The sequence below is a fragment of the Embleya sp. NPDC025285 genome (genome assembly GCF_055558835.1).
Genome location: NZ_JBVHLU010000149.1, coordinates 1 through 20,475, shown reverse-complemented (window position 1 = coordinate 20,475; position 20,475 = coordinate 1). Strand labels below are relative to the sequence as shown.

The following is a 20,475-nucleotide window of genomic DNA, read 5'->3' as shown; positions in this document are numbered from 1 at the left end:
CGTCTGGAGCGGGTCCTGCGATCCAAGGTCGACGGCGCGGTCAACCTGCACGAACTCACCGCCGACCACGACCTCTCCGCCTTCGTCCTCTTCTCCTCTCTTGCCGGCCTGCTCGGCAGTGCGGGACAGGCCAACTACGCCGCCGCCAACACCTTCCTGGACGCCCTCGCCCAGGACCGGCACGCGCGCGGCCTGACTGCCACCTCGCTGGCCTGGGGCCTGTGGGCCGAAGCCAGCGGGCTGACCGGCGCACTCGCCGACGCGGACCTGGCCCGGATGGCGCGTGGCGGGATCGTGCCGATGGCGTCCGACCTGGGACTCGCGCTCTTCGACACGGCCCGGGGCACCGACGAACCGCTGTTGGCGCCCGTGCGCATCGACCCCGGCGCGCTACCGGCCGGCCTGGTGGCCCCGATTCTGCGCGGCCTGGCCCGGGGGCCGGCCCGGCGCGCCGCGTCCGCCGATACGGCGGCCTCGGGCCCTTCGCTCGACCAGCGGCTGTCCGGTCTGTCCGCGGCCGATGGGGAGGAGCTTCTGCTCGACCTGGTTCGCGCCAACGTCGCAGCGGTTCTGGGTCACGGCTCGGCCGGCGCGGTGGATCCGGACCGGGCCTTCCGGGACCTCGGCTTCGACTCGCTCACCGCCGTCGAACTGCGCAACCGCCTCACCGCGGACACCGGCCGGCGACTGCCCGCCACCCTGATCTTCGATCACCCCACCCCGGTCGAGCTGGCTCGTCGGCTGCTCGACGACCTCGCTCCGGCACCGGTCGGCGCACCGGACGCCGCCGCGGAGGACGGCCCTTCCCGGGACGCCGCCGCGCCGGGATCGGCCGGAAACGGCACCGACGACGGGTTCGACGAGGAGGCCGTCGCGTCGATCGCCCTGATGGACGCCGACGAACTCATCCGCCTGGCGCTCGACGACTCCGGCGAGTCCTGACCCGCGCACGAGGATCGGCCCCGCCCATGACAGGGCGGGGTCGATCCTCGTTCACCGGCGCGAACCCGCCGACAGAGCGCGCAAGGGGGCGGTCGGCCTGCGCCGACCGCCCCCTTCTCGCCGTCAGTGGCCGAGCAGCGCCGACTCGTCCGGCTTCAACGGTGGTTCGGCCGAGACCGGGCGGGTGGCCGGGCCGGCGGCGAACCGACGGACCGCGGCGAGCACCTCGGGCGCCTGTAGCCGGGTCAGCGGCGCGGACAGCGTGGTGACCTCCATCGTCGCGACGGCGACGGTGGGTTCGGAGAGCGCCGCGGTCGAGACCAGGTCCGCGAACCGCCGTCCCGCCGGGGAGGGGTTGGCCAACCGGGTGTCGGTGACCTCCGAGCGGCAGCCCGGATAGTCGAGGTCCTGGCTGGTCGCCAGGATCCACGCGTCGTCGATCGCCGCCGCGACCGCCCGCTGGACGCGCCGAGCGAGCTGGGGAACGAGGCCGCCGAGCCGGCGCAGCTCGCCGTCGAGGGCGAGGGCGCTGTGCGCGGCGCAGCTCATCCCGTGTCCGTACACCGGGTTGAAGGCCGCCAACGCGTCTCCGAGCACGGCGAAGCCCGCGGGCCACGGGTTGACCTGCTCGTAGTGCAGCCGCCGGTTCATCGTGCTGCGCGAGCCCTGCACCTCGGTGACCGGTTCGGCGGCGGCGATCAGGTCGCCGACGATCGAGTGCCGAACCGCCCCGGCGAACGCGGCGAAACCCTCCTCGCCGCCGGGTGGTTCCGCGCCCCGGGTCCCGGAGATGGTGACGATCCACCGGCCGCCCTCGATCGGGACGAGCACCGCGCTCTGCCCCGGGCGCCCCGAGCGGTGGTCCGGGTAGACACTGACCACGGGAAAGTCCTTCTCCGCCCCCACCGGCGCGCGGAAGATCCGACTGGAGTAGCGCAGCCCGGAGTCGACGGTCTCCTCCCGCACGGGAGGTACACCCAGCTCCGCCAGCCACTTCTTGGCCGGCGACCCGCGGCCGGTGCTGTCGACCACGAAGTCGGCCGCCAGCGGGGTCGGTCCGGCCGAACCGTCGCGCGGCCGGAGGTCGATCCCGGTGACCCGTCCGAACTCCGTGCGCGGACCGAGCACGTCCATCGCTTCGCGTAGGGTGATCCGCGGATCGCGCAGCACGGTGTCCCGTACCGTCCAGTCGAGCAGCTCTCGACTACACGTGATCATGAACTGGCTGCCCGGGAACCGCTGTTGCCAGCCGTACGCGGTCAGCGACACGACGTTCGCGGGCAGCCCGATCCGGTGCGCCCCAGCGGCGAGCAGTCGGTCGGTGGTACCGGGCAACAGGCTGTCGATCGCCCGGGCGCCGCCGGACATCAGCAGATGCGCGTGGCGGGCCTGCGGCAGGCCCTTGCGCGGATACGGACCGTCGGGCATCACATCGCGGTCCACCACGGTGACGGAGTCCACATGGCCCGCCAGTACGCGCGCGGTCAGCATCCCCGCGAGTCCGGCACCCAGCACCACGGCGTGCTTCGAGTCGGTCATCGGTACGCCACCCTTCCAGTCGTCGTTCGGGGCAGGGGAGGCCGCGTCATGCGGGGTCCAGGAACACCACGTCGGACAGGCCCCAGTAGCCCTGCATCTCGGCGATCAGTCCGTCGGCCCCGACCTTGATGGCCATCACGTAGTCGAAGCGGATGCGCGTGCCGGGGTCGCTCTCCTCGGGCGGCGCGGGGATGAACCCGAGGCGCACCAGATTCGGTCCCCAGGGCTGGTAGTTCATGGTCGTGACGACCGGTACCGCGGCGCTCGCACCGTCCTGCGCCGCCACCGGTACACCGGAATCCTCGAAGGCCCGGCAGGCGATGGCCGCGCCCGCGTGCGCGCGCAACGCCTCGATCCCGCTCTGCGGCCCGGTACCCACCGGGTCCTCGAACCGTACATGCGGCGAATAGAGGGCCAGTAGGCCTTCCAGATCGCCGGCGTTCACCCGGCGGCAGTGCTCTACCACCAGGTGCTTGCGCAGATTCTCATCGGGCACGGCAACCTCCCGGCGCCCGCGGTCCGACCGGGGACGAAGTGGTGACAGGCATAGCCGGACTCTGACACGCGGCACCCCGGCGGCAACCGCCTAGAACCGCGGTTCAGGGGTACGCCCGCACAGGTTAGGGGTGCGCCGGGTGGCCATCGGTTCTCCGGTATCCCGTCCGGCGTAGTCCGAGTCCGGCGGGAACAGGCGACGCCGGCCGCGGCTCCCGCCGGCAGCGGGGTCGAGGTGATCCGGCGGCCGAACCGCTCCGCGCCGCCCGTCGACGGCACGTGTCGCCGCCGAGCCCACGAACGCGATCGGCCGGCCGCACCACGACGGACACGCCGCCGGCGTCCCGGCCGCCGGCCGGGACGCCGGCTGAACCACGGCGCTGCGCCGCGATGGGCGCGAGGTCACATGAACCACGGCGCTGCGCCGCGATGGGCGCGAGGTCACATGGTCACGTCGGTGGCGCCCCAGAAGGTCCTGGCCTCTTCGATGAGTCCGTCGTTGTCGATGCGGAACGTCATCACGGCGTCGACGGTGACCCGCTTGCGCTCGGGGTCCTCCACGTTGATCAGATCGGCGGTGACCGCGGCCGCGACGTGGCGGTCGTCGTGTGCGCCGACGATCGAGTGGACGGTGTCCTTGATGTCGGCCTGGGTGATGGTGACGTCGTAGAAGTGGCGCAGCGCCTCGTGGCCGCGGGTGACGGGAGCGCCCAGGGGGTCTTCGATGTATCCGTCTCCGGCGAACATGGCGACCACGCCGGCGACGTCCCCGGCGTTGAGCCTGCGGTAGTACTCGGTGATGATCTTCTTGCGGGTCGGCTCGTCGGGCATGGTGCTCCCTCCGTCGGTGGTGCTCGGCCGGAACGCGCCCAGCCAGTACGGCTCGCGCTGGAACGGGTAGGTCGGCAGGTCGATCCGCCGGGCCTGGACGCCGCGGAACAGCGCGGCGTGATCCAGGTCGGCGCCGGCCACGTACAACCGGGCCAGCGCCGACGCGATCGCTCCGGATCCGGGGGCCTGCCGGAGGTGAACGGTGACGGCCGCTCCCGAGTCGGGCCGGTCCTCGGCGGCACCGAGGTTCACGACGAGGTCGGTGCCGCGTGCCTCGGACGCGCCGCCGCGTTCTCGCGTCGGTTCGCCGACGACCGGTGCGGCGCCGGTGAGCAGGGCCTCGGCGTCGATCGGCTTGCCGCTGCCCGCCCGCAGCGCGGGAATTCGCGGCCGCGCGATCGTACGGTCGTCGAGGTCGTCCGTACGACCGGCGACCACCGCGGCAGCCTGACGCAGGGTCAGGCTGCCGCCGAGGTGGGCCGCGGCGATCTGTCCGAGGCCGCGGCCCAGCAGGGCGTCCGGGCGCAGACCCTGGCTCTCCAACAGCCGGTAGCCGGCGACGTGCGACGCGAACGCGGCCGCGGAGACGAGCGGTTCGCCGTCCGTGCCCGGGAGGGGCAGCGGCCGGTCCAGGTAGGGGGCGAGGGCGCCGGCGGCTCCGTCCCAGGCATGCGCGTAGGCCGGAAACGCGGCGTAGAACTCGGCCTCGGCGGCGGGCAGGCGCTCCTCGGCGTCGGGCAGCAGGGCCACCAGGCGTGCGCCCTCGCTCGCGGACCGGCCGGTGACCAGGGCGGGATGGGGGAGGCCGGCGGCCAAGGCGGCCAGGGCGTCCAGGAGTTCGGACCGATCCCGCGCCAGGATCACGGCGCGTTCCTCGAATGCGCTGCGCGTGGTGGCCAGCGACCAGGCGACGTCGGTCGGGGTGACGGTGTCCGCCTCGACCAGCCGTTCGCGCAGCCTGCGGGCCTGTTCGGCCAGGGCGGGGCCGGTGCGGGCCGACAGCAGGCAGGGCAGCGGCGCCGACCCGGTGTCGGGGGCGTCCCGCGAAGGCGGTGCGGTGGGGTCGTCGGGCGCCTGTTCGAGGATGAGGTGCACCTTGGTGCCGTTGCCACCGAACGAGGACACCCCGGCGCGGCGCGGCCGCCCGGTCTCCGGCCACGGAACGGCCCGATGGGCCAGGGTGATTCCGCTGTCCTTCCAGTCGACGTCGGCCAGTGGCTCGGCGGCGTGCAACGCCTCGGGCACGATGCCGTGCCGCATGGCCAGGATCGTCTTGATCACGCCCACGACACCGGAAGCGGCGTGGGGGTGGCCGATGTTGGCCTTGACGCTGCCCACCCACAGGGGGCGGTCGGCGGGACGGTGTCGCCCGTACGCGTCGATGACCGCCTCCGCCTCGACCGCGTCGCCCAGGGGGGTACCGGTGCCGTGTGCCTCGATCACGTCGATGTCGGTGGGGCCGAGGCCGGCCTCGGCGAGAGCCAGGCGCATGACCTGACTCTGCGAGGGGCCGTGCGGTGCGGTCAGCCCGTTGCTGGCGCCGTTGTGGTTCAGGGCCGAGCCGCGGATCACCGCGAGCACCCGGTGACCCCGGCGGCGGGCCTCGGAGAGGCGTTCGACGACCAGCACGCCGGCGCCCTCGCCCCACCCGGTGCCGTCGGCGTCGGCCGAGAAGGACTTGCAGCGGCCGTCGGAGGCGATACCGCCGAGGTTCTCGAACGCGGCCGGGAACGCCAGCACGGTGACGCCGCCGACCAGCGCGGAAGCGCACTCGCCGCGCCGCAGCGCCTGGCAGGCCAGGTGCAACGCGACGCCGGAGGACGAACAGCCGGTGTCGACGGCGAGCGTCGGCCCCTCCAGACCGAAGGTGTAGGCCACCCGGGCGCAGGCGAACGGCGAACCGGCGCCGGAGGACACGTAGGGCAGGCTCGCCTCGGGCACCTGCCGCAGGTCGGAGACGTAGTTCTGGGAGAAGGTGCCGAGGTAGACACCGGTGCGCGACCCGCGCAGCTGTCGTGGGTCCTCGCCGGTACGCTCCAGCGCCTCCCAGGCCAACTCCAGCAACAGCCGTTGCTGGGGGTCGATCACCAATGCCTCTTCCGGGCTGATGTCGAAGAACGCCGGGTCGAAACCCGAGGCACCGGTGATGAAGCCGCCCTCGGACAGCAGGCCGACGCCGGGCATGGCCTGGTTCCAGGCCGCGAACCGTTCCAGGTTCCAGCCGCGGTCGTCCGGGACGGGCCCGACCGCGTCGCCGCCGGACGCCAGCAGGTTCCACAACTCGTCCGGCGATTCGATCCCGCCGGGGAGTCGGCAGCTCATGCCGACGACGACCACCGGGTCGTCCTCGCCGACCGGCACGTCGCGGCGGGTGAGGACCGGGCCGGCGGCCTCGTCCGGGTCTCCCGTGAGTCGGGAGCGCAGGTACTGGGCGAGCGCGCCGGGCGTGGGGTGGTCGTAGATCAGGCCGACCGGCAGGCGCAGGCCGACAGCGGCGGCGAGTCGGTTGCGCAGGTCCACCGAACTGAGCGAGTCGAAGCCCAACTCGCGGAACGGCCGCCCGGGACCGACCGCGTCGACGCCGGCGTGGCCGAGCACGGCTGCGGCCTGTTCGCGGACGAGGTCGAGCAGGATCCGGGTGCGTTCGGCGGGGGGCTCACCGGCCAACCGGGCGGCCAGGTCCGGGCTGTTGCCTGCTTTCGTGCCCACCGCACGACGCAGGGGAGTACGGAGCAGACCACGGTAGAGCGGGGGCGGCGGATTGCCGGCGAGTTGCCGGGTGAGTGCGGCGAGGTCGGTCGGCAGCGGCACGAACAGGGCGGTGTCGGTACGCACCGCGGCGTCGAAGATGGCGAGGCCGTCCGCGGTGGACAGGGTGCGGAAGCCGGCATCGACCATTCTGTCCTGGCCGGCGGTCTGTACGCGGCGGGTCAGCTCGCTCAGTTCCGCCCACATGCCCCAGGCCAGCGCGGTGCCGGGCAGGCCGTGGGCGCGGCGTCGCGCGGCCAGGGCGTCCAGGAAGGTGTTGGCGGCCGCGTAGTTGGCCTGGCCGGCGGTGCCGAGGACCCCCGCGGCGGAGGAGAACAGTACGAACGCGGCCAGGGGCGCGTCGCGGGTGAGTTCGTCGAGGTGCCGTGCGGCGTCCGCCTTGGGGCGGAAGACGCCGGCCACGCGTTCCGGGGTCAGGGCGTCCAGGACGGCGTCGTCCAGGACGCCGGCGGCGTGCACGACGGCGGTGAGGGGGTGGTCCACGGGCACGGCGGCCAGGACGGCGGCGAGCGCGTTTCGGTCGGCGGCGTCGCAGGCGGCGACGGTGACGTGGGCGCCCAATTCGTGGAGTTCGGCGGTGAGTTCCGCGGCGCCGGGGGCGGCCGGGCCGCGGCGGCTGAGCAACAGCAGGTGTCGGACGCCGTGGTTGCGGACGAGGTGGCGGGCCAGGAGTGCGCCGAGGGTGCCGGTGCCGCCGGTGATCAGCGCGGTGCCGTTCGGATCGAGCGGGGTGTGGTCGGCTGCGGGGGTGGTGCCGGCGCGGCTGAGGCGGGGGGCCCGCAGGGTGCCGGCGCGGATGGCGAGTCGGGGTTCGCCGGCTGTCAGGGCTTCGCACAGGAGATCGGCGAAGACCCGGGTGTCGGTGGTCGTATCGGTAGCGATGTCCGTGCCGGTATCGGTGCCGGTGTCGAGCAGGAGGACCCGTCCCGGGTGTTCGGCGTCGGCCGAACCGACCAGGCCCCACAAGGGCGCGGCCTCCAGGTCCGGCGCCTCGCCGACGCTCGCGACGACCGCGGACCGGGTGAGCAGGACCAAGCGGCTGTCCGCGAGCCGATCGTCGGCCACGAACGCCTGCATTAGCTCCAGGGCCGCGCATGCGGCGGCCTCGGGGCCGGCGCCGGAAGCGGCGGCCGGGACGACGACGACGTCCGGGGCGCGGGCGCCCGCGGCGACGGCGGCGGTCAGGGTGGCCAGGTCGCGGTGAACCCACACTTCGGCACCGGTGCCGGTCTCGGTACGGGTATCGCGGAGCGCGGCGGACAGCCCGACGTGGCCGGGGTCGTCGGTGAGCAGCGCCCAGTTCGCGGGCGGCGTCTCCGGTGTTATGGTCACCGCTGCCCACTCGACGCTAAAGAGCGTGTCGTGCGGCAGGTCCGCGGGCACCGCCGAGTTCCCTGCGGCCACCGGCCCGAAGACCACCGGGCCCAGGTCGGCCAGTGGCTGCCCGGCGGCATCGGCGAACATTGCGGTGACCGTGTCGTCGGCGCCCGGACGCAGTCGGACGCGGGCGGAGTCGGCGCCGATGGCGTGCACGGCGACGCGGCCCAGCGACGTGGGCAGCCGGCCGGTGCCCTCGTCGTGCGGCGATCGGGCGAGGTGCCAGGCCCGGAGCGCGGCGTCGAACAACGCGGGGTGGATGTGGTAACCCCGTACCTCGCGGGCGTTCTCGCCGAGGACCACGTCGGCGAACACGTCGCCGCCGCGCCGCCACAACCCGCGGACCACCGCCCCATCGGGGCTGCCGTCGTCGTCCGGAAGCGGGAGCGGATCCGCGTCCGGGGGCGGCCGGTTGCCGTCCTCCACGACCGGCGGAGGAGACACATCGGTGAGGGTGGCGCCGGCGTGCCGGACCCATCGGCCGCCCGCGGTGGCGGGATGGCGTGCGTGCACGGTGAGCGTACCGGCGGAGCCGCCGATCCCGGCGGCGGTCACCTGGATGCGGGTGGCACCTGCCGTGGGCAGCACCAGCGGCCGATCCAGGACCAGCCCCGCCACGGTGGCGCCGACCTCGTCGGCGGCGCGTACCGCCAGCTCCGCCAGGGCGGCGGCGCCGAGCGTGGGCAGGCCCTGTGCATCATGCCGCACCGAAGGGTCGGCGGCGTCGACGACACCGGTGAGGACGACCGCGTCGCGGTCGGCCAGTTCCACCGCCGCACCGAGTACCGGATGGTCGGCGGCGTCCAGGCCCAGCGCGCCGGGTTCGATCGCGGTGGCGCCGGGCGACAGCCAGTAGCGGGCGCCCTGGAACGGGTAGGTGGGCAGCGCCACGTCTGCGGCGTCGATTCCGGCGAACAGCGGGCCGAGTCCGATCCTGCCGGCACGGACCGCGGCCTCGGCCAGCGAGGTACGAAAGCGCGACAGGGAGTCGTCGGCGCGCCGCAGGGTGCCGATGACGGCGGCGTCCGCCTCGGCGTCCTCGGCACACTCCTCGACGGCCGCCGTGAGTACCGGGTGCGGACTGGTCTCGACGAAGACGCCGTGACCGCTCGCGAGCAGGGCGCGTACGCCCTCCTCCAGCAGGACGGTCTGTCGCAGATTGCGATACCAGTAGTCGGCGTCCAGTCGCGCGGTGTCGATCCAGTCGCCGGTGACGGTGGACCAGAACGGCAGATCGGAACCGCGGGGTCGGATATCCGCGAGGTCCGTCAGCAGCCGGTCGCGCAGGGACTCGACCTGTGCGGAGTGCGAGGCGTAGTCGACGGGGATGTGGCGCGCGCGCACCCCCTCGGCCTCGCAGGCCCGCAAGAAGTCGGCGAGTCGGTCCTGATCACCGGAGACGACGGTGGAGCGAGGGCCGTTGTGGGCGGCGATCGACAGCCGGTGGTCGGCGCCCTGGAAACGGGCCAGGACCGCATCGACCGGCAGCGCCACCGAGGCCATCCCGCCGTGCCCGGCCAATTCCGCGGCGATCGCCCGGCTGCGCAACGCGACGACCTTGGCGCCGTCTTCGAGCGACAGCGCGCCCGCCGCACAGGCCGCGGCGATCTCCCCCTGGGAGTGGCCCAGGACGGCGGCCGGCCGCACACCGTGGTCCTGCCACAGCCGCGCGAGGGACACCAGGACCGCCCACAGCGCGGGTTGCACGACGTCGACCCGGGTGAGCGCGGCCTCGTCGTCCAGCACCTCGCTCAGCGGCCGGTCGGTCCAGGGCGCGAGGGCCTCCTCGCACGCGGCGAGGTGAGCAGCGAACTCCGGGCATTCGTCGCGTAGTCGGGTCGCCATCCCGGTCCACTGGGAGCCCTGGCCGGGGAAGACGAAGACGACCTTGCCGCGGACGGCGGCCGACCCCTCGACCAGCAGCGGTGACGGGACACCGGAGTCGAGGGCGCGCAGCGGTTCCCGGGCCCGGTCGAGGTCGTCGACCAGGACGACCGCGCGGTGTTCGAAGACGGTACGGGTGGTGGCCAGCGCGGCGCCGACCGCGACGGGGTCCGGTCGCGGCTCGCGCACGCTCCAGGTAGCCAGTTGTCGGGCGCGGGCCCGCAGCGCCTCCGGGGTGGCCGCGGACAGCAGCCACGGCACCGGACCATGGCCCAGCGGACCGTCCGCGAGCTGCTTCCCGGGTTCGGCCGGCGGCGGGTCGTCGTCGGGGTCGGCCTGCTCCAGGATGACGTGCGCGTTGGTCCCGCTGAGACCGAACGAGGAGACCGCGGCGCGGCGCGGCCGGCCCAACCGCGGCCAGTCGCGCGGTTCTTCGGCGAGGCGGACATCCCCGGCGGACCAGTCGATGTGCGGTGAGGGGGCGTCGACGTGCAGGGTACGTGGCACTTGCCCGTTGCGCAGCGCCATGACGGTCTTGATCACACCGGCGAGACCCGAGGCGGCCTGGGAGTGGCCGATGTTGGACTTGACCGACCCCAGCCACAAAGGAAGTTCGGGGTCGCGCTGCTGTCCGTAGGTGGCCAACAGGGCCTGCGCCTCGATCGGATCGCCGAGCGTGGTGCCGGTGCCGTGCGCCTCGACCATGTCGACCTGGTCGGGCGACAGGCCGGCGTCGGCGAGGGCGGCCCGGATGACCCGCTGCTGGGAGGGACCGTTGGGCGCGGTCAGCCCGTTCGACGCGCCGTCCTGGTTGACCGCCGAACCGCGCAGCACGGCCAGTACCCGCCGGCCGTTGCGCCGCGCGTCCGACAGCCGCTCGACCAGGAGCAGGCCCACACCCTCGGCCCAGGAGGTTCCGTCGGCCGCGGCGGCGAACGGTTTGCAGCGGCTGTTCGGGGCCATCATGCCCTGGCTGCTGAACCCGTGGAAGATGCTGGCGGTGGACATCACGGTCACCCCACCGGCCAGCGCCAGCGAGCACTCCCCGTTGCGCAGCGCCTGAGCGGCCAGGTGCAGCGCGACCAGTGAGGAGGAGCAGGCGGTGTCCACCGTGACCGCCGGGCCCTCCAGGCCGTAGACATAGGAGAGTCGGCCCGAGATGACGCTGCTGGAGGTACCGCTGACCAGGTAGGTGCCCACGCCCTCGGGCAGCGTCGTGACCCCGGCGCCGTAGCCGGTGCCCGTGCCGCCGATGAAGACGCCGGTTCGGCTGCGCTTCATCGAGGACGGCACGATGCCGACGCTTTCGAAGACCTCCCAGGAGGTCTCCAGGAGCAGCCGCTGCTGGGGGTCCATCGCCAACGCCTCGCGAGGCGCGATGCCGAAGACGGACGCGTCGAAGCGGTCGGCATCGTCGATGAAGCCGCCCTGCGGGGCCGGGCCGATGCCGTCGCCGGCCGCGGCGAGGTCGAGCACCTGCTGCTTCCAGCCGCGATCGTCCGGGAGGTCGCCGATGGCGTCGGTGCCGTCGACGACCAGCTGCCACAGATCCTGGGCGCTGGACACCGAGCCGGGGTAACGGCAGCCGATCCCCACGATCGCGATCGGCTCGCCGGATGTTGCGGCCAGCTCCTCGTTACGCGCGGTGAGTTGCTCGTTCTTCGCGCGCAGCCGTTCGTTCTGCGTCAGCGACGCCCGGAGCGCGTCGACGAGCCGGTCCGAAGGGGCGGTCACGCCGAACTCCGTTCGTCGCAGTGGCAGAGCGGGGAAGAGGCCCCGGCCGAAGGGCGTTGGGCCGACCCGTGCATCGCCCGCCGCCCCGTCTTCACCACACCATGGATGTACGGCCTGTTCGCCTCACGCGAACGAGGGCGACCGAATGAGCCGTCACCGCTTGCCGCCACCAGGCAGGCGGTCTCGGACGTCGGCTCGACGCGCCGACGGCAGCGGCCCGCCGGCACCTTGACGGGCTTTGTTCTTGCGGGTGGGAGCACCCATCCCCGCAGTGGTCGGGGGCGAGCAGCCGGACAACTATCCACGGAGAACTCCCGTTTCCGTTTCGCCAACGGCACTGGCACCGCGCACCGACACTGGCGGACGATCACAACAGGGCTGCCCGTCACGCTATTGAGCCCAGTACCGGAGCCCAACCCCATCATCCGCTCGGGCCACCCCAGATCCTCCGCCCGAACCCCCTTACCGAGCGCCGGCGTTGGGAACCGGGCCTGCCACATCCAGGCGTCGATGCCCCGAACTCACGTCCGCCTCATCCGAGCGCGGAGAGCGCGTCGAGCCGCTCCGGCGCGAAGCCGGCCCGCCGCTGCCGTGCGTTCGCGAGGGCGACCCCGAGCTCGACCTGATGCGCCGCACCACCGTGTTCGACCGAGATCGTCTCCTCGTCCATCGACGCGACCGCGGGCCGACAGAGCCGAGTGCACGGGCCGACCGCCCCGTACGCGGACCGGCCGACCGTCTTGGCCTTCGTCCCTTGCCTCGGCCGGCCCACCCTCGTCGGTGGTGTCGTCCCGGTCGTCGAGGTCGGGGTCCTCCCACGCGTCGTCCTCGGCGAGGGCCGGGGAGTTCGTCGCTGTCCGCCGTGGCGGCTTCGCTGTAGGCGCTGTTCCCAGGAGGCTCCCAGACCCGAGGCGTGGCCGTGAGGTAGAGCCGTCGGGCGGCGGGGAGCCGGGTGCCGAGCGGTCAGGACGGCGCCCAGCGACTGGTGGCGAGAAGCTCTGGAAGGCGACCGCGAAGCTGTCGTCGCACTCGCCGGCCTCCCCACGTCTGCCGACCCGACGCCGCAAGAACTCGGAACCGGCGGCAGCTTCATCCCACTGACACGACTCGTGGAGACGATCACGCCGCGCGGGCATCAATCAGGCGACCATCCGTAGCCGACCATGACACAACCACCGTCCGGGGCCGTCGGAGCAATTGTCAAGACCTATGGATGGGAGCCGCACCGACCCAGCGGTGATAGGCGTCCACGTCGACGTTGCTGCCGCACACGATGGTGACTACGTGTCGGCCGGCGAAGCGGTCACGGTCTTCGAGGACAGCTGCGATGCCGAGCGCGGCCGACGGTTCGACGACGAGGCCGGCGTGGTCGAGGAGCATCCGCATACCGGCGATGATCGACGCCTCCCGGACCAGGACGGCGTCGTCAGCGACGAGGAGGAGATCGTCCAAGACGGCCGGGATGGGACGCCGGCCGGCGACGCCGTCGGCGATGGTGTCGGTCGAGTCGGTGGTGACGACACGTCGTTGGTGCCACGAGTGGGTCATCGCCGGTGCGCCCAGCGGCTGGACGCAGATCACCTCGATTTCGGGTACCAAGGCTTTCACCACATGACCCACGCCGGTGGCCAGCGCCCCGCCTCCGAGAGCAATCAGGACGGTGTCGAACGTCTGTGCGGTGTCCACCAGTTCCAGGCCGACGGTCGCCGCGCCCTCGCAGGTCTCGATGTCCAGACTGTCTTCGACCAGCCGGATGCCGTTGTACCGCGCGATGGCCGCCGCCCGCTCGCGAGCCGACTCGTGGTCGCCGTCCACCAGCTCCAACCTGGCGTCCAACGCGCGGATGCGATCAAGCTTGGCCACAGTCGCAAAGCGGGATGCCACGACGGTCACGTCGAGCCCTCGGCCGCGACCGGACCAGGCAAGGGCTTGGCCAAGGTTGCCTGCGCTGGCGCACACCACGGCTCGCGGACCATTGTCGGGGAGCAGGCTCGCGACCACCTCGGTGCCGCGGGCCTTGAAGCTGCGGACCGGGTTCGCCGTTTCGAGCTTGATGCTCACCCTGCACCCGAGGCCGGGCTCCAGCGCCTCGCAGCGGTAGAGCGGAGTGTCGAGAAAAATCGGGTCGATCAATCGGCGAGCGGCCCGGATCCGAGCAGTGTCGAGGCGCGTCTCCTGCACGACACGAAAGACTAGCGCCGCCGGCGCTGTTCCACCGAATACTCCGCCGCCGAGCACTCCCCGCGGTAGCGCGAATGCTTGATCGCGTCGGTTACGCCAAGGCGGAACCAACCCTCCCGTCCCCTGGCGTCTCGGCCACGTTCCGCAGCCTTCAACGTGCCCTGGGCACGGGCACAGGCACGGGCGCGGGCCCGACCCCGAGCGCGGAGTGCGAATTGGGCCCGTGAAAGGGAGGCCGGGAATGCGAGCACGAGATGCGGTGGCCGGCTGGCTACTTGCTCCTGAAAAAGGGTTCGTCCACGTGAAGTGGACCGCTCGTCCGCTGTCGTGCCGAACTCACGGCGGCGTGTGTGGTCCAGGCCTGCAGGAGTTCGTCGTCGTTGTCGGGCAGGGCCGGGCGTAACCAGCGGGGCCGGCCCAGGTCTTGCACGCGGGCGGCGGGGATGCCGTGTACGTGTGCCATCGCGAGTTGGGTGTCGGCGTCGGGTGTGGTGCCGGCGAGCCATCGGCTGACTTTTTCGGGGCGGATGGCGGAGACGCTCAGGCCCAGGGCGCGTTGCGCGTCGGCCACGGCGGTCAGGTAGGTCCTGGCGTTCCAGCCTCCGCCGTGGAGGACGGCGTTGAGTGGATGCGCCTTGGTGTCGTGTCGCACGGCGTGCCCTTTCCGTCCGCGTGTGACAACCATCGTCGCCGGTTGTCAACGGCTCGGACACGTGCCCGGGAAAGAGGCGGTTGCTCGTGCACCGCCGCGATCTGCTGCTCGGCACCGCGTCCACCGCAGCCGCCTCCCCCACCGCCGTCTTCGGCCGGCACTTCACCCCCGACGACCGCACCGCCGAACGATCCCGCGCTGGGGCACGGGTGAGCGCCGCCGACATCGAGGCCCTGCACCTGGCGCGCACGCGGTTCACCCAGCAGGACCGGGAACAGGGCGGCGGGATGACCCACCCGTGGCTGTCCGCCTACCTCGACCGGCACCTCGCCCTGCTCCTGAACGGCTCCTACACCGACCCTTCGGCCGTGAACTGTTCTCCGCCGCCGCGCAGTCGACCGAGTTGTGGGGCCACATGCTCTACGACGCCGGCGCCCACGGGGCCGCGCAACGCCAGTTCATCCTGGCCCTGCGCATGGCCAAGGCCGCCGGGGACCGCGCCTTCGCCGCGCACGTCAACCCCAGCCTCGCCGCCCAGGCCGTCTTCCAACCACACGGAACCGACGCCGTACGACTCGCCCGCGGCAGGCGGCCACGCACCGCCGTCCCTGTTGGCGCGGCTGTACGGGGTCGACGCCCGCGGCCACGCCCTCACCGTCGACGAGCACGAGGCGCGCCGCGCCCTCGCCGACGCGGGCAACCATCTCGAACACCTCGGCGGCGGAAACGACTCGACCTGGTTCGCGTCGTATACCCCACGCACTCCGCCGGGGCCGTCATGCACACCCTGCGCGACCTGGGCCATGCCCGCGAAGCCGCCCGCCACCTCGACGACGTCCTACACCCCGCCCCCGGCCGCCTACGCGCCGGCGCCTCCACCAACTGCCGGCCACCTCGGTCCTGCTACGGCTGCGCGAGGACGAACACGCCTGCCGCCTCGCCGCACGCGTCGTTGCCGGCAGCCGCGTCGACTCCAGCCGCCTCCAGGCACGCCTGACCGAGTTCAACACCGAAGCCGCCCGCGCACACACCCCCGTCACCCGGGACCACCTCGAAGCACGCCGGAGCTGTAGACCGACTCCGTCCGCACACCGCGAAAGCGGTTCGGTATCGGGCGCGGGCGAACGCCGACACCGCCCGGTCTTGCGGAGCGGCCGGTTGTGGGCACCCCGATCCGCAGGACCATCGCTCCGTCGCTCCTTCGATTCTCTGGCCCGCACCGCCCGGTCACCGCCGCGATCAGAAGAGTGGTTCGTCCGAGGCCGGAACGGGCGTCGGCAGGCGGTGGAGTGCGATCGCCTCGTCCACGCGCCCCTGCCCGATCAGCATGCGCGCCAGACGGGAACGGCCGTGCCCAGTGGCCGCGGCGCGCTCCCACAACGCGTCGATCGCCTCGTCGACCCTGCCCTCGGCCTCCAACAACACGGCCAAATGCTCGACGGAGCCACAGTGTCCGCCCTCCACGTGAGCCGAGACCTCGGCCATCGCCTGATCGCCCATCCCGGCCTCGGACAGCAACCAGGGCCGCAACTCCTCCACGTACCACGTGACGTCGGGGGTCCGCTCCGCCGTCTCGGTGGCCAGTTCCAGCGCCTCCCGCGCACGGCCCGCGTCGACCAGCAGCCCCAGGAACTCGCACAGCACAGGCTCACAGTCCCGGTACCCCAGTTCGGGCCGGACGGCCTCCACCGCCTCGTCCAGGCGGCCGTTGTGCGCCAACAGGAACACCAACGCAGCCCCCGCACGCGGGACCCCCGCCGCGACCGCGGAACGCAGCAGCGCGACACCCTCGTCCGGGCGCCCCAACTCCGCCAACCATCACGCCAAAGGGCCGACGGCCCAGACCGCATGCGGGCCGGCGGCAAGCAGGCGCAACTCCGCCGGCCGGTCGTTGCGGGCACGGATCGCGGCCAATTCGCGGACCTCGTTCGTGCACGTGTGCCCGGCCTCGTCGATGCGCGTGCGCAGCACCGCGACGGCCTCGTCCACGTCGCCCGTCGCGCTCCAACACGCCGGCCAACACGATCGCGGTGTTCCACGCCCCGCGGCCGGCGGCCAGGAGCACGCGCAGCAGCGCAATCACCTGCCCGTCGCGGTCGCGGCCCTCGCAGACCTCGACGAGGACCTCGAGGTGAAACGAGTCGCCCAGACGCGGGCGCAGCACCTCGATCGCCTCGTTCACCCGTCCGTTCCCGGCCAGGAGCCTTGCCGGCGGTATCCAGGCCGCGTGTTCACCGCCCTCGGCCCGGGCCCGCACCAACGCGATCGCCTCCTCGCCGCGACCACGGGCGTCCAGCAGCAGGGCGGCCCTCTCGACGGCCGGCCACCATCCGGTGTCCGCGTAGGGGGCGATCACCTCCCACGTCGCATCGAACTCGCCCCGCGCGACGAACTCCCTCACCGCGCCCCGGGCACAGAACCACTCCCCCACGCGGGCTGCCTCCACCACCGCGTCCAAGTGCCCGTGTTCGAGCAGGAAGTGGACCGCATGGCGCCTTCGGTGGGCCGGCTATGGCGTCTCCGTCCGGCGGCGCTCTGCCTGGTGAGAGCCCGGACCGGGCCGAGCGGCGCCACGGGCGGGCGTACCGCAAGGCCGCGTCGATGTCGGGCTCCCGCGAGTCCGGGTCGATGTCCGCGATCGCCAAGGCGGGGCGGCCGTGGCCGGCCGCACGCGCCAACCACCGCCCGCCCGGAGCCACGATCCCGGCCGGAGCCGTCGCGCCGAACTGCGCCGGAGGGCAGTAGCCCATCCAGTAGTTGTAGAGCGTTCCGTACGACTGGGCCAGGTGCACCATCGAGGCGTCGTCGGCCATCACCGACAGCAGCACGCAGTCCACGTCCAGGCGCTCGTACTCGGCGAACAGCTCCGGGAACCTGGCCTCGATGCACAGCGCGAAGCCGAATCGCAAGCCGTCCACTTCGACGACCAGCGGATCACGGCCCGGGGAATACAGGAAGGACACCTCGGTGTGCGACAGGAACCGCTTGTCGTACCTGGCGACCAGGCATCCGCGGTCGGAAACGACGTACAGGCTGTTGTGCGGCCGGTTCGGCTCGGTGAGCGAATGGATCGACCCGAACACCGTCCACAGGCCGAGTGCGCCGGCGCACCCGGCGATCGCTTGCGCCTCCTCGCGCAGCACCTCCCAGGCGGCGCGGCTCCAGTCCGCCGGCACCCGGTGGCCGCCCGGCCCGGCCGTCATCATGCCGCCCGGGTAGGTGAGCGCTCCCTCGGTGAACTGCACCAGCCGCGCACCGACTCCGGCGGCCTCGCCCATCAGGGCTCGGATCTCCCGGCCGGCCGCCCGCCCGCAGCGAGTCCCGGTCGGTGGGGTCCTGCGGCACCGTGCTCTGCGCAACCGCGATCCTCAATGTCCTCGCCACACCGGGGACGCTACGGCACGCCCGCACCACGGCCGGACGCGGAAACCGCCTTCGGGACGATGACGATCGTCGCCGTTCCGAAGGGCGGGGCCGTCCTGCTCGCCCTCTCGGACACCCTCGTGGCCCTCCCGGCGGCGACCGACGGGGATCGCGCGGGCGACCGAAGGCATCAGCAGACAGGACGCAGGTCGGAGCGATCGGGGCGGTCACCACGCGTATGCCCCAGACCCGGTCCGTGGGTTGCCTCCGTCACGCACGTCGGTACGCTTGCCGGTGTGGGGGAGGACCTGGCGACGTGGCGGCCGGTGCTTCCACGCGACAACGGGGCGTGGATCGGAATTCTGGTGTCCGGTCGGATCGGCGTCGGTGTCGTGGACGAGGGGCGGGCGAGCCTTGAGGGCTCGGGTTTCGTGCCAATGTGGCCGTTCATGGAGCGCGGACTGTCGGAGTGCCTGGGCGAGTTCCGGGGCCGGTGGGACGCGCTCGCGGACGGTGGGATCGCCTCCCCGGAGCGCCTGTTCGAACTGACGGTCTCCTGGGCGGCCGAGTCCCGCCGCCCGTTCTGGATGCAAGCGGCGGCGTCATGGCTCCTCGAGATGCAGGCCACGCCGGGCTTCGACCACGCACTCGCGCACGACCTGATCCGGCACCTGTCCGCGTCGCCCGAGATGTCCCAGCAATGGAGGCATCGATTGAGGAAGGCCCTCGAAGGGACCGAAACAGGTCGAGCATGAAAGCCGGGCCGAGAACCCGAGGAAGCCACCCTCGTGACAACGCAAGCCTGAACGTGCGAGCGACATCCGACGGCAGGACCGGGCATCGAGGTGGGCGACCCCGTTGCCCAAGGTGCGCTGCTTCGCTGCCAGAGCACCGCCCCCGGCGGTCACGAGGACACCGCAACGCCGGCGCTTCATTCCGACGGCGACCGGGACCCCGTCACACCGCGACCCGTGACGCGGTCCCGGTGACAGCCCCGCGCCCGGCGCACACGGCCGGTCGAAGTTGCCCGAGACGGCGAACTCCCACGACGTTGTGTCACCCCCGACCCGACACAACCCGCGCCGACGGAACGTGAACCCTCCACCCACGGCGGCGTCCGCTTGCTCGTCCGTTCGACCGCAGCATCACCGCGCCCGGGCGGCAACACCCCCGGGCGGTCGATGTGTGGCCGTGCCGGCGACGCGCGGCCGAAGCGGGACGGGATCCGAGGGATGCTCGTCCCCGAGTCCGACGGCGCGGTGTGATCGGCGACTTCGCCCCGTCCGCCCCCGGTGCCGTACCCGCCGGCGTGGGTGATGCCGTGTTCGACGTCGATTCGCGACCGCAGGGGCCCGGGAGTCGCGCCCGACGTCGCCCGGCGGGACGCGCCTGCCGTGGGCGCAGCCGGGCCGTTCTCCGGGGAGTCGGTTCCTGGTGTCGGTGGTCGTTGGGAGAGTGTGCGCATGAGTGCGGCGACTGCGGCCGACTACGGCTGGATACGTTCCTCGTTCGTGTTCCCTCCGGGGATCGAAGTCGGGTACTGCTTGACGCTGGTGCGGGGTGTCCCACCCGAGGAGGTGCTGCGGGTGATGGGTGCCGAGCCGCGCGGCGGGTGTCGGGGCGCCGAGGAACTCTTCGAGCGCCAGGAAGAGCTTTTCGCCGGATCCGACGAGTGGGACGAGTTTTTCCTCGCCGGCGTGTGCGCGGTGCCGGGCGAGGGCGGGGACTGGACCCTGGTCCTGCACTTCGACGGAGGCATCGGCATGCGGCCGCGGTTCCTGGAGACCCTGTCGGAGGGGTCGCGCGCGGTCACGCACTCCAGCAACGGGGGGAAGCCCATCCACACGTTCGCATGGTACGAGGACGGCGAACTGCGGGCCGGTTTCGAGTGGCCCACGGTCCGCCACGGGAGCGCCCCGGACGATCTGGTGCCGCTGATGCGCGAGGCCGGGTTCGACATGGGCGAGGAGTCCGACGCCGACACGTCCGACCGCAAAGCCGCGGTCCTGGCATTGGCCGAACGGCTGACCGGTGTGCGGTTGACCGAGGACCTGCTGGACACCTCCGCGTACCGGCTGGGGCATGTCCCGGAGGAACCCGCCGAGGATTGGACCGGCGTCGTGATCGACCTCACCGACGCGAACGGTGACGGCTTCCACAAGGAAGTGACCCGCGAGCAGATCGAGCACGCGATGATGCACCACCGGACACAGCGAGGCCGGCCCCTCCGCCCGGACGAAACATAGGACGGTTCGCAGGCGTTCCTCGTCGACCCGGCCGCTGTTCAATCCGTCGTAGAGGGCGCCGTGGCCGCGCCGGTGTTCGGGTGTGAGGGTGAGGTCGACCAGGGAGGTCACGGCGTCGTCGGCGCACGAGAGCGCGTCCGTCGGTTCGAACAACGCGTCCGCACGGGTGGTGAGGCAGTCGTGGAAGTCCGTCCTGAAGCGGGACGACACGTTCAGGGACTCGACGCGGGCGGGATCCTGCAGAGGACTCGTCACAGCGGCCGTTCCTGTTTGCTTCGTTACTCGACATCTCGAAGCTTCCAGGGCGGCCGCGCTGCTGTCCGCCGAATGCACAATCCCCGGCAGGAACGACCTTTCCGGGGATGGAGAACTACTGAGCTTTGCGGATTCGGTTGTTGTTGGTTCGTCATGTCAGGTCGGTTGCTGCGAGGAAGCCGTTGAGGAGCGCGGGATGGTTTTGGA

At 72.5% G+C, this 20,475-nt stretch carries 12 protein-coding genes and 2 pseudogenes; 4 read left to right on the top strand and 10 right to left on the bottom strand.

Going from position 1 to position 20,475, the window contains the following annotated elements:
* Positions 1-3: 3 nt before the first annotated feature.
* Positions 4-171, top strand: a pseudogene (locus ACZ4FV_RS48055) (ketoreductase domain-containing protein); the annotation flags it as partial.
* A gap of 198 nt (positions 172-369) precedes the next feature.
* A complete protein-coding gene (locus ACZ4FV_RS48050) occupies positions 370-942 on the top strand; it encodes an acyl carrier protein (RefSeq protein ID WP_465327514.1) in 573 nt (190 codons plus the stop codon).
* 123 nt (positions 943-1,065) lie between these two features.
* Here ACZ4FV_RS48050 and ACZ4FV_RS48045 read toward each other — a convergent pair whose 3' ends face one another.
* The 9 genes from ACZ4FV_RS48045 to ACZ4FV_RS48005 form a co-directional block, all read right to left on the bottom strand.
* Entirely contained in the window at positions 1,066-2,481 is a 1,416-nt protein-coding gene (locus ACZ4FV_RS48045; RefSeq protein WP_465327510.1) for an NAD(P)/FAD-dependent oxidoreductase, read from the bottom strand.
* 46 nt (positions 2,482-2,527) lie between these two features.
* The gene (locus tag ACZ4FV_RS48040) at positions 2,528-2,977 is read right to left on the bottom strand and encodes a nuclear transport factor 2 family protein (RefSeq protein ID WP_395872764.1); all 450 of its coding nucleotides are present in this window, start codon (positions 2,975-2,977) and stop codon (positions 2,528-2,530) included.
* Positions 2,978-3,417: 440 nt separating this feature from the next.
* Positions 3,418-11,571 carry an SDR family NAD(P)-dependent oxidoreductase gene (locus tag ACZ4FV_RS48035; protein WP_465327507.1) on the bottom strand — a complete coding sequence of 2,718 codons (8,154 nt, stop codon included), beginning with the start codon at positions 11,569-11,571 and terminating at the stop codon, positions 3,418-3,420.
* A 532-nt stretch (positions 11,572-12,103) separates the two neighbouring features.
* Positions 12,104-12,241, bottom strand: a complete 138-nt coding sequence (locus ACZ4FV_RS48030) for a hypothetical protein (protein WP_465327505.1) — start codon at positions 12,239-12,241, stop codon at positions 12,104-12,106.
* A gap of 530 nt (positions 12,242-12,771) precedes the next feature.
* Positions 12,772-13,752, bottom strand: coding sequence for a threonine ammonia-lyase (locus ACZ4FV_RS48025; protein WP_465327512.1), 981 nt, complete (start codon positions 13,750-13,752; stop codon positions 12,772-12,774).
* Between the two features lie 271 nt (positions 13,753-14,023).
* A complete protein-coding gene (locus ACZ4FV_RS48020; protein ID WP_465327503.1) occupies positions 14,024-14,404 on the bottom strand; it encodes a hypothetical protein in 381 nt (126 codons plus the stop codon).
* Between the two features lie 1,239 nt (positions 14,405-15,643).
* Positions 15,644-16,219, bottom strand: a complete 576-nt coding sequence (locus ACZ4FV_RS48015; protein WP_465327501.1) for a hypothetical protein — start codon at positions 16,217-16,219, stop codon at positions 15,644-15,646.
* A gap of 3 nt (positions 16,220-16,222) precedes the next feature.
* Entirely contained in the window at positions 16,223-16,393 is a 171-nt protein-coding gene (locus ACZ4FV_RS48010) for a hypothetical protein (RefSeq protein WP_465327499.1), read from the bottom strand.
* 242 nt (positions 16,394-16,635) lie between these two features.
* Positions 16,636-17,682 (bottom strand): carbon-nitrogen hydrolase family protein, encoded by a 1,047-nt coding sequence (locus ACZ4FV_RS48005; RefSeq protein WP_465327497.1) that lies wholly within the window; start codon positions 17,680-17,682, stop codon positions 16,636-16,638.
* Between the two features lie 381 nt (positions 17,683-18,063).
* Between ACZ4FV_RS48005 and ACZ4FV_RS48000 the strand changes: the two genes are divergently transcribed.
* Both ACZ4FV_RS48000 and ACZ4FV_RS47995 read left to right on the top strand, forming a co-directional pair.
* Positions 18,064-18,522, top strand: coding sequence for a hypothetical protein (locus ACZ4FV_RS48000; RefSeq protein WP_465327495.1), 459 nt, complete (start codon positions 18,064-18,066; stop codon positions 18,520-18,522).
* A 708-nt stretch (positions 18,523-19,230) separates the two neighbouring features.
* Entirely contained in the window at positions 19,231-20,013 is a 783-nt protein-coding gene (locus ACZ4FV_RS47995) for a DUF6461 domain-containing protein (RefSeq protein ID WP_465327492.1), read from the top strand.
* On the opposite strand, the pseudogene ACZ4FV_RS47990 reads toward ACZ4FV_RS47995, so the two are convergent.
* Positions 20,011-20,256 (bottom strand): annotated as a pseudogene (locus ACZ4FV_RS47990) (transposase); the annotation flags it as partial. The gene ACZ4FV_RS47995 and the pseudogene ACZ4FV_RS47990 overlap by 3 nt on opposite strands.
* Between the last annotated feature and the right edge of the window lie 219 nt (positions 20,257-20,475).

Excerpts from the sequence above, each read along its gene's own strand:
- ACZ4FV_RS48045 (WP_465327510.1), bottom strand. The coding sequence starts at position 2,481 with ATGACCGACTCGAAGCACGCCGTGGTGCTGGGTGCCGGACTCGCGGGG.
- ACZ4FV_RS48030 (WP_465327505.1), bottom strand. The coding sequence starts at position 12,241 with ATGGACGAGGAGACGATCTCGGTCGAACACGGTGGTGCGGCGCATCAG.
- ACZ4FV_RS48005 (WP_465327497.1), bottom strand. The coding sequence starts at position 17,682 with ATGGGCGAGGCCGCCGGAGTCGGTGCGCGGCTGGTGCAGTTCACCGAG.
- ACZ4FV_RS47995 (WP_465327492.1), top strand. The coding sequence starts at position 19,231 with ATGAGTGCGGCGACTGCGGCCGACTACGGCTGGATACGTTCCTCGTTC.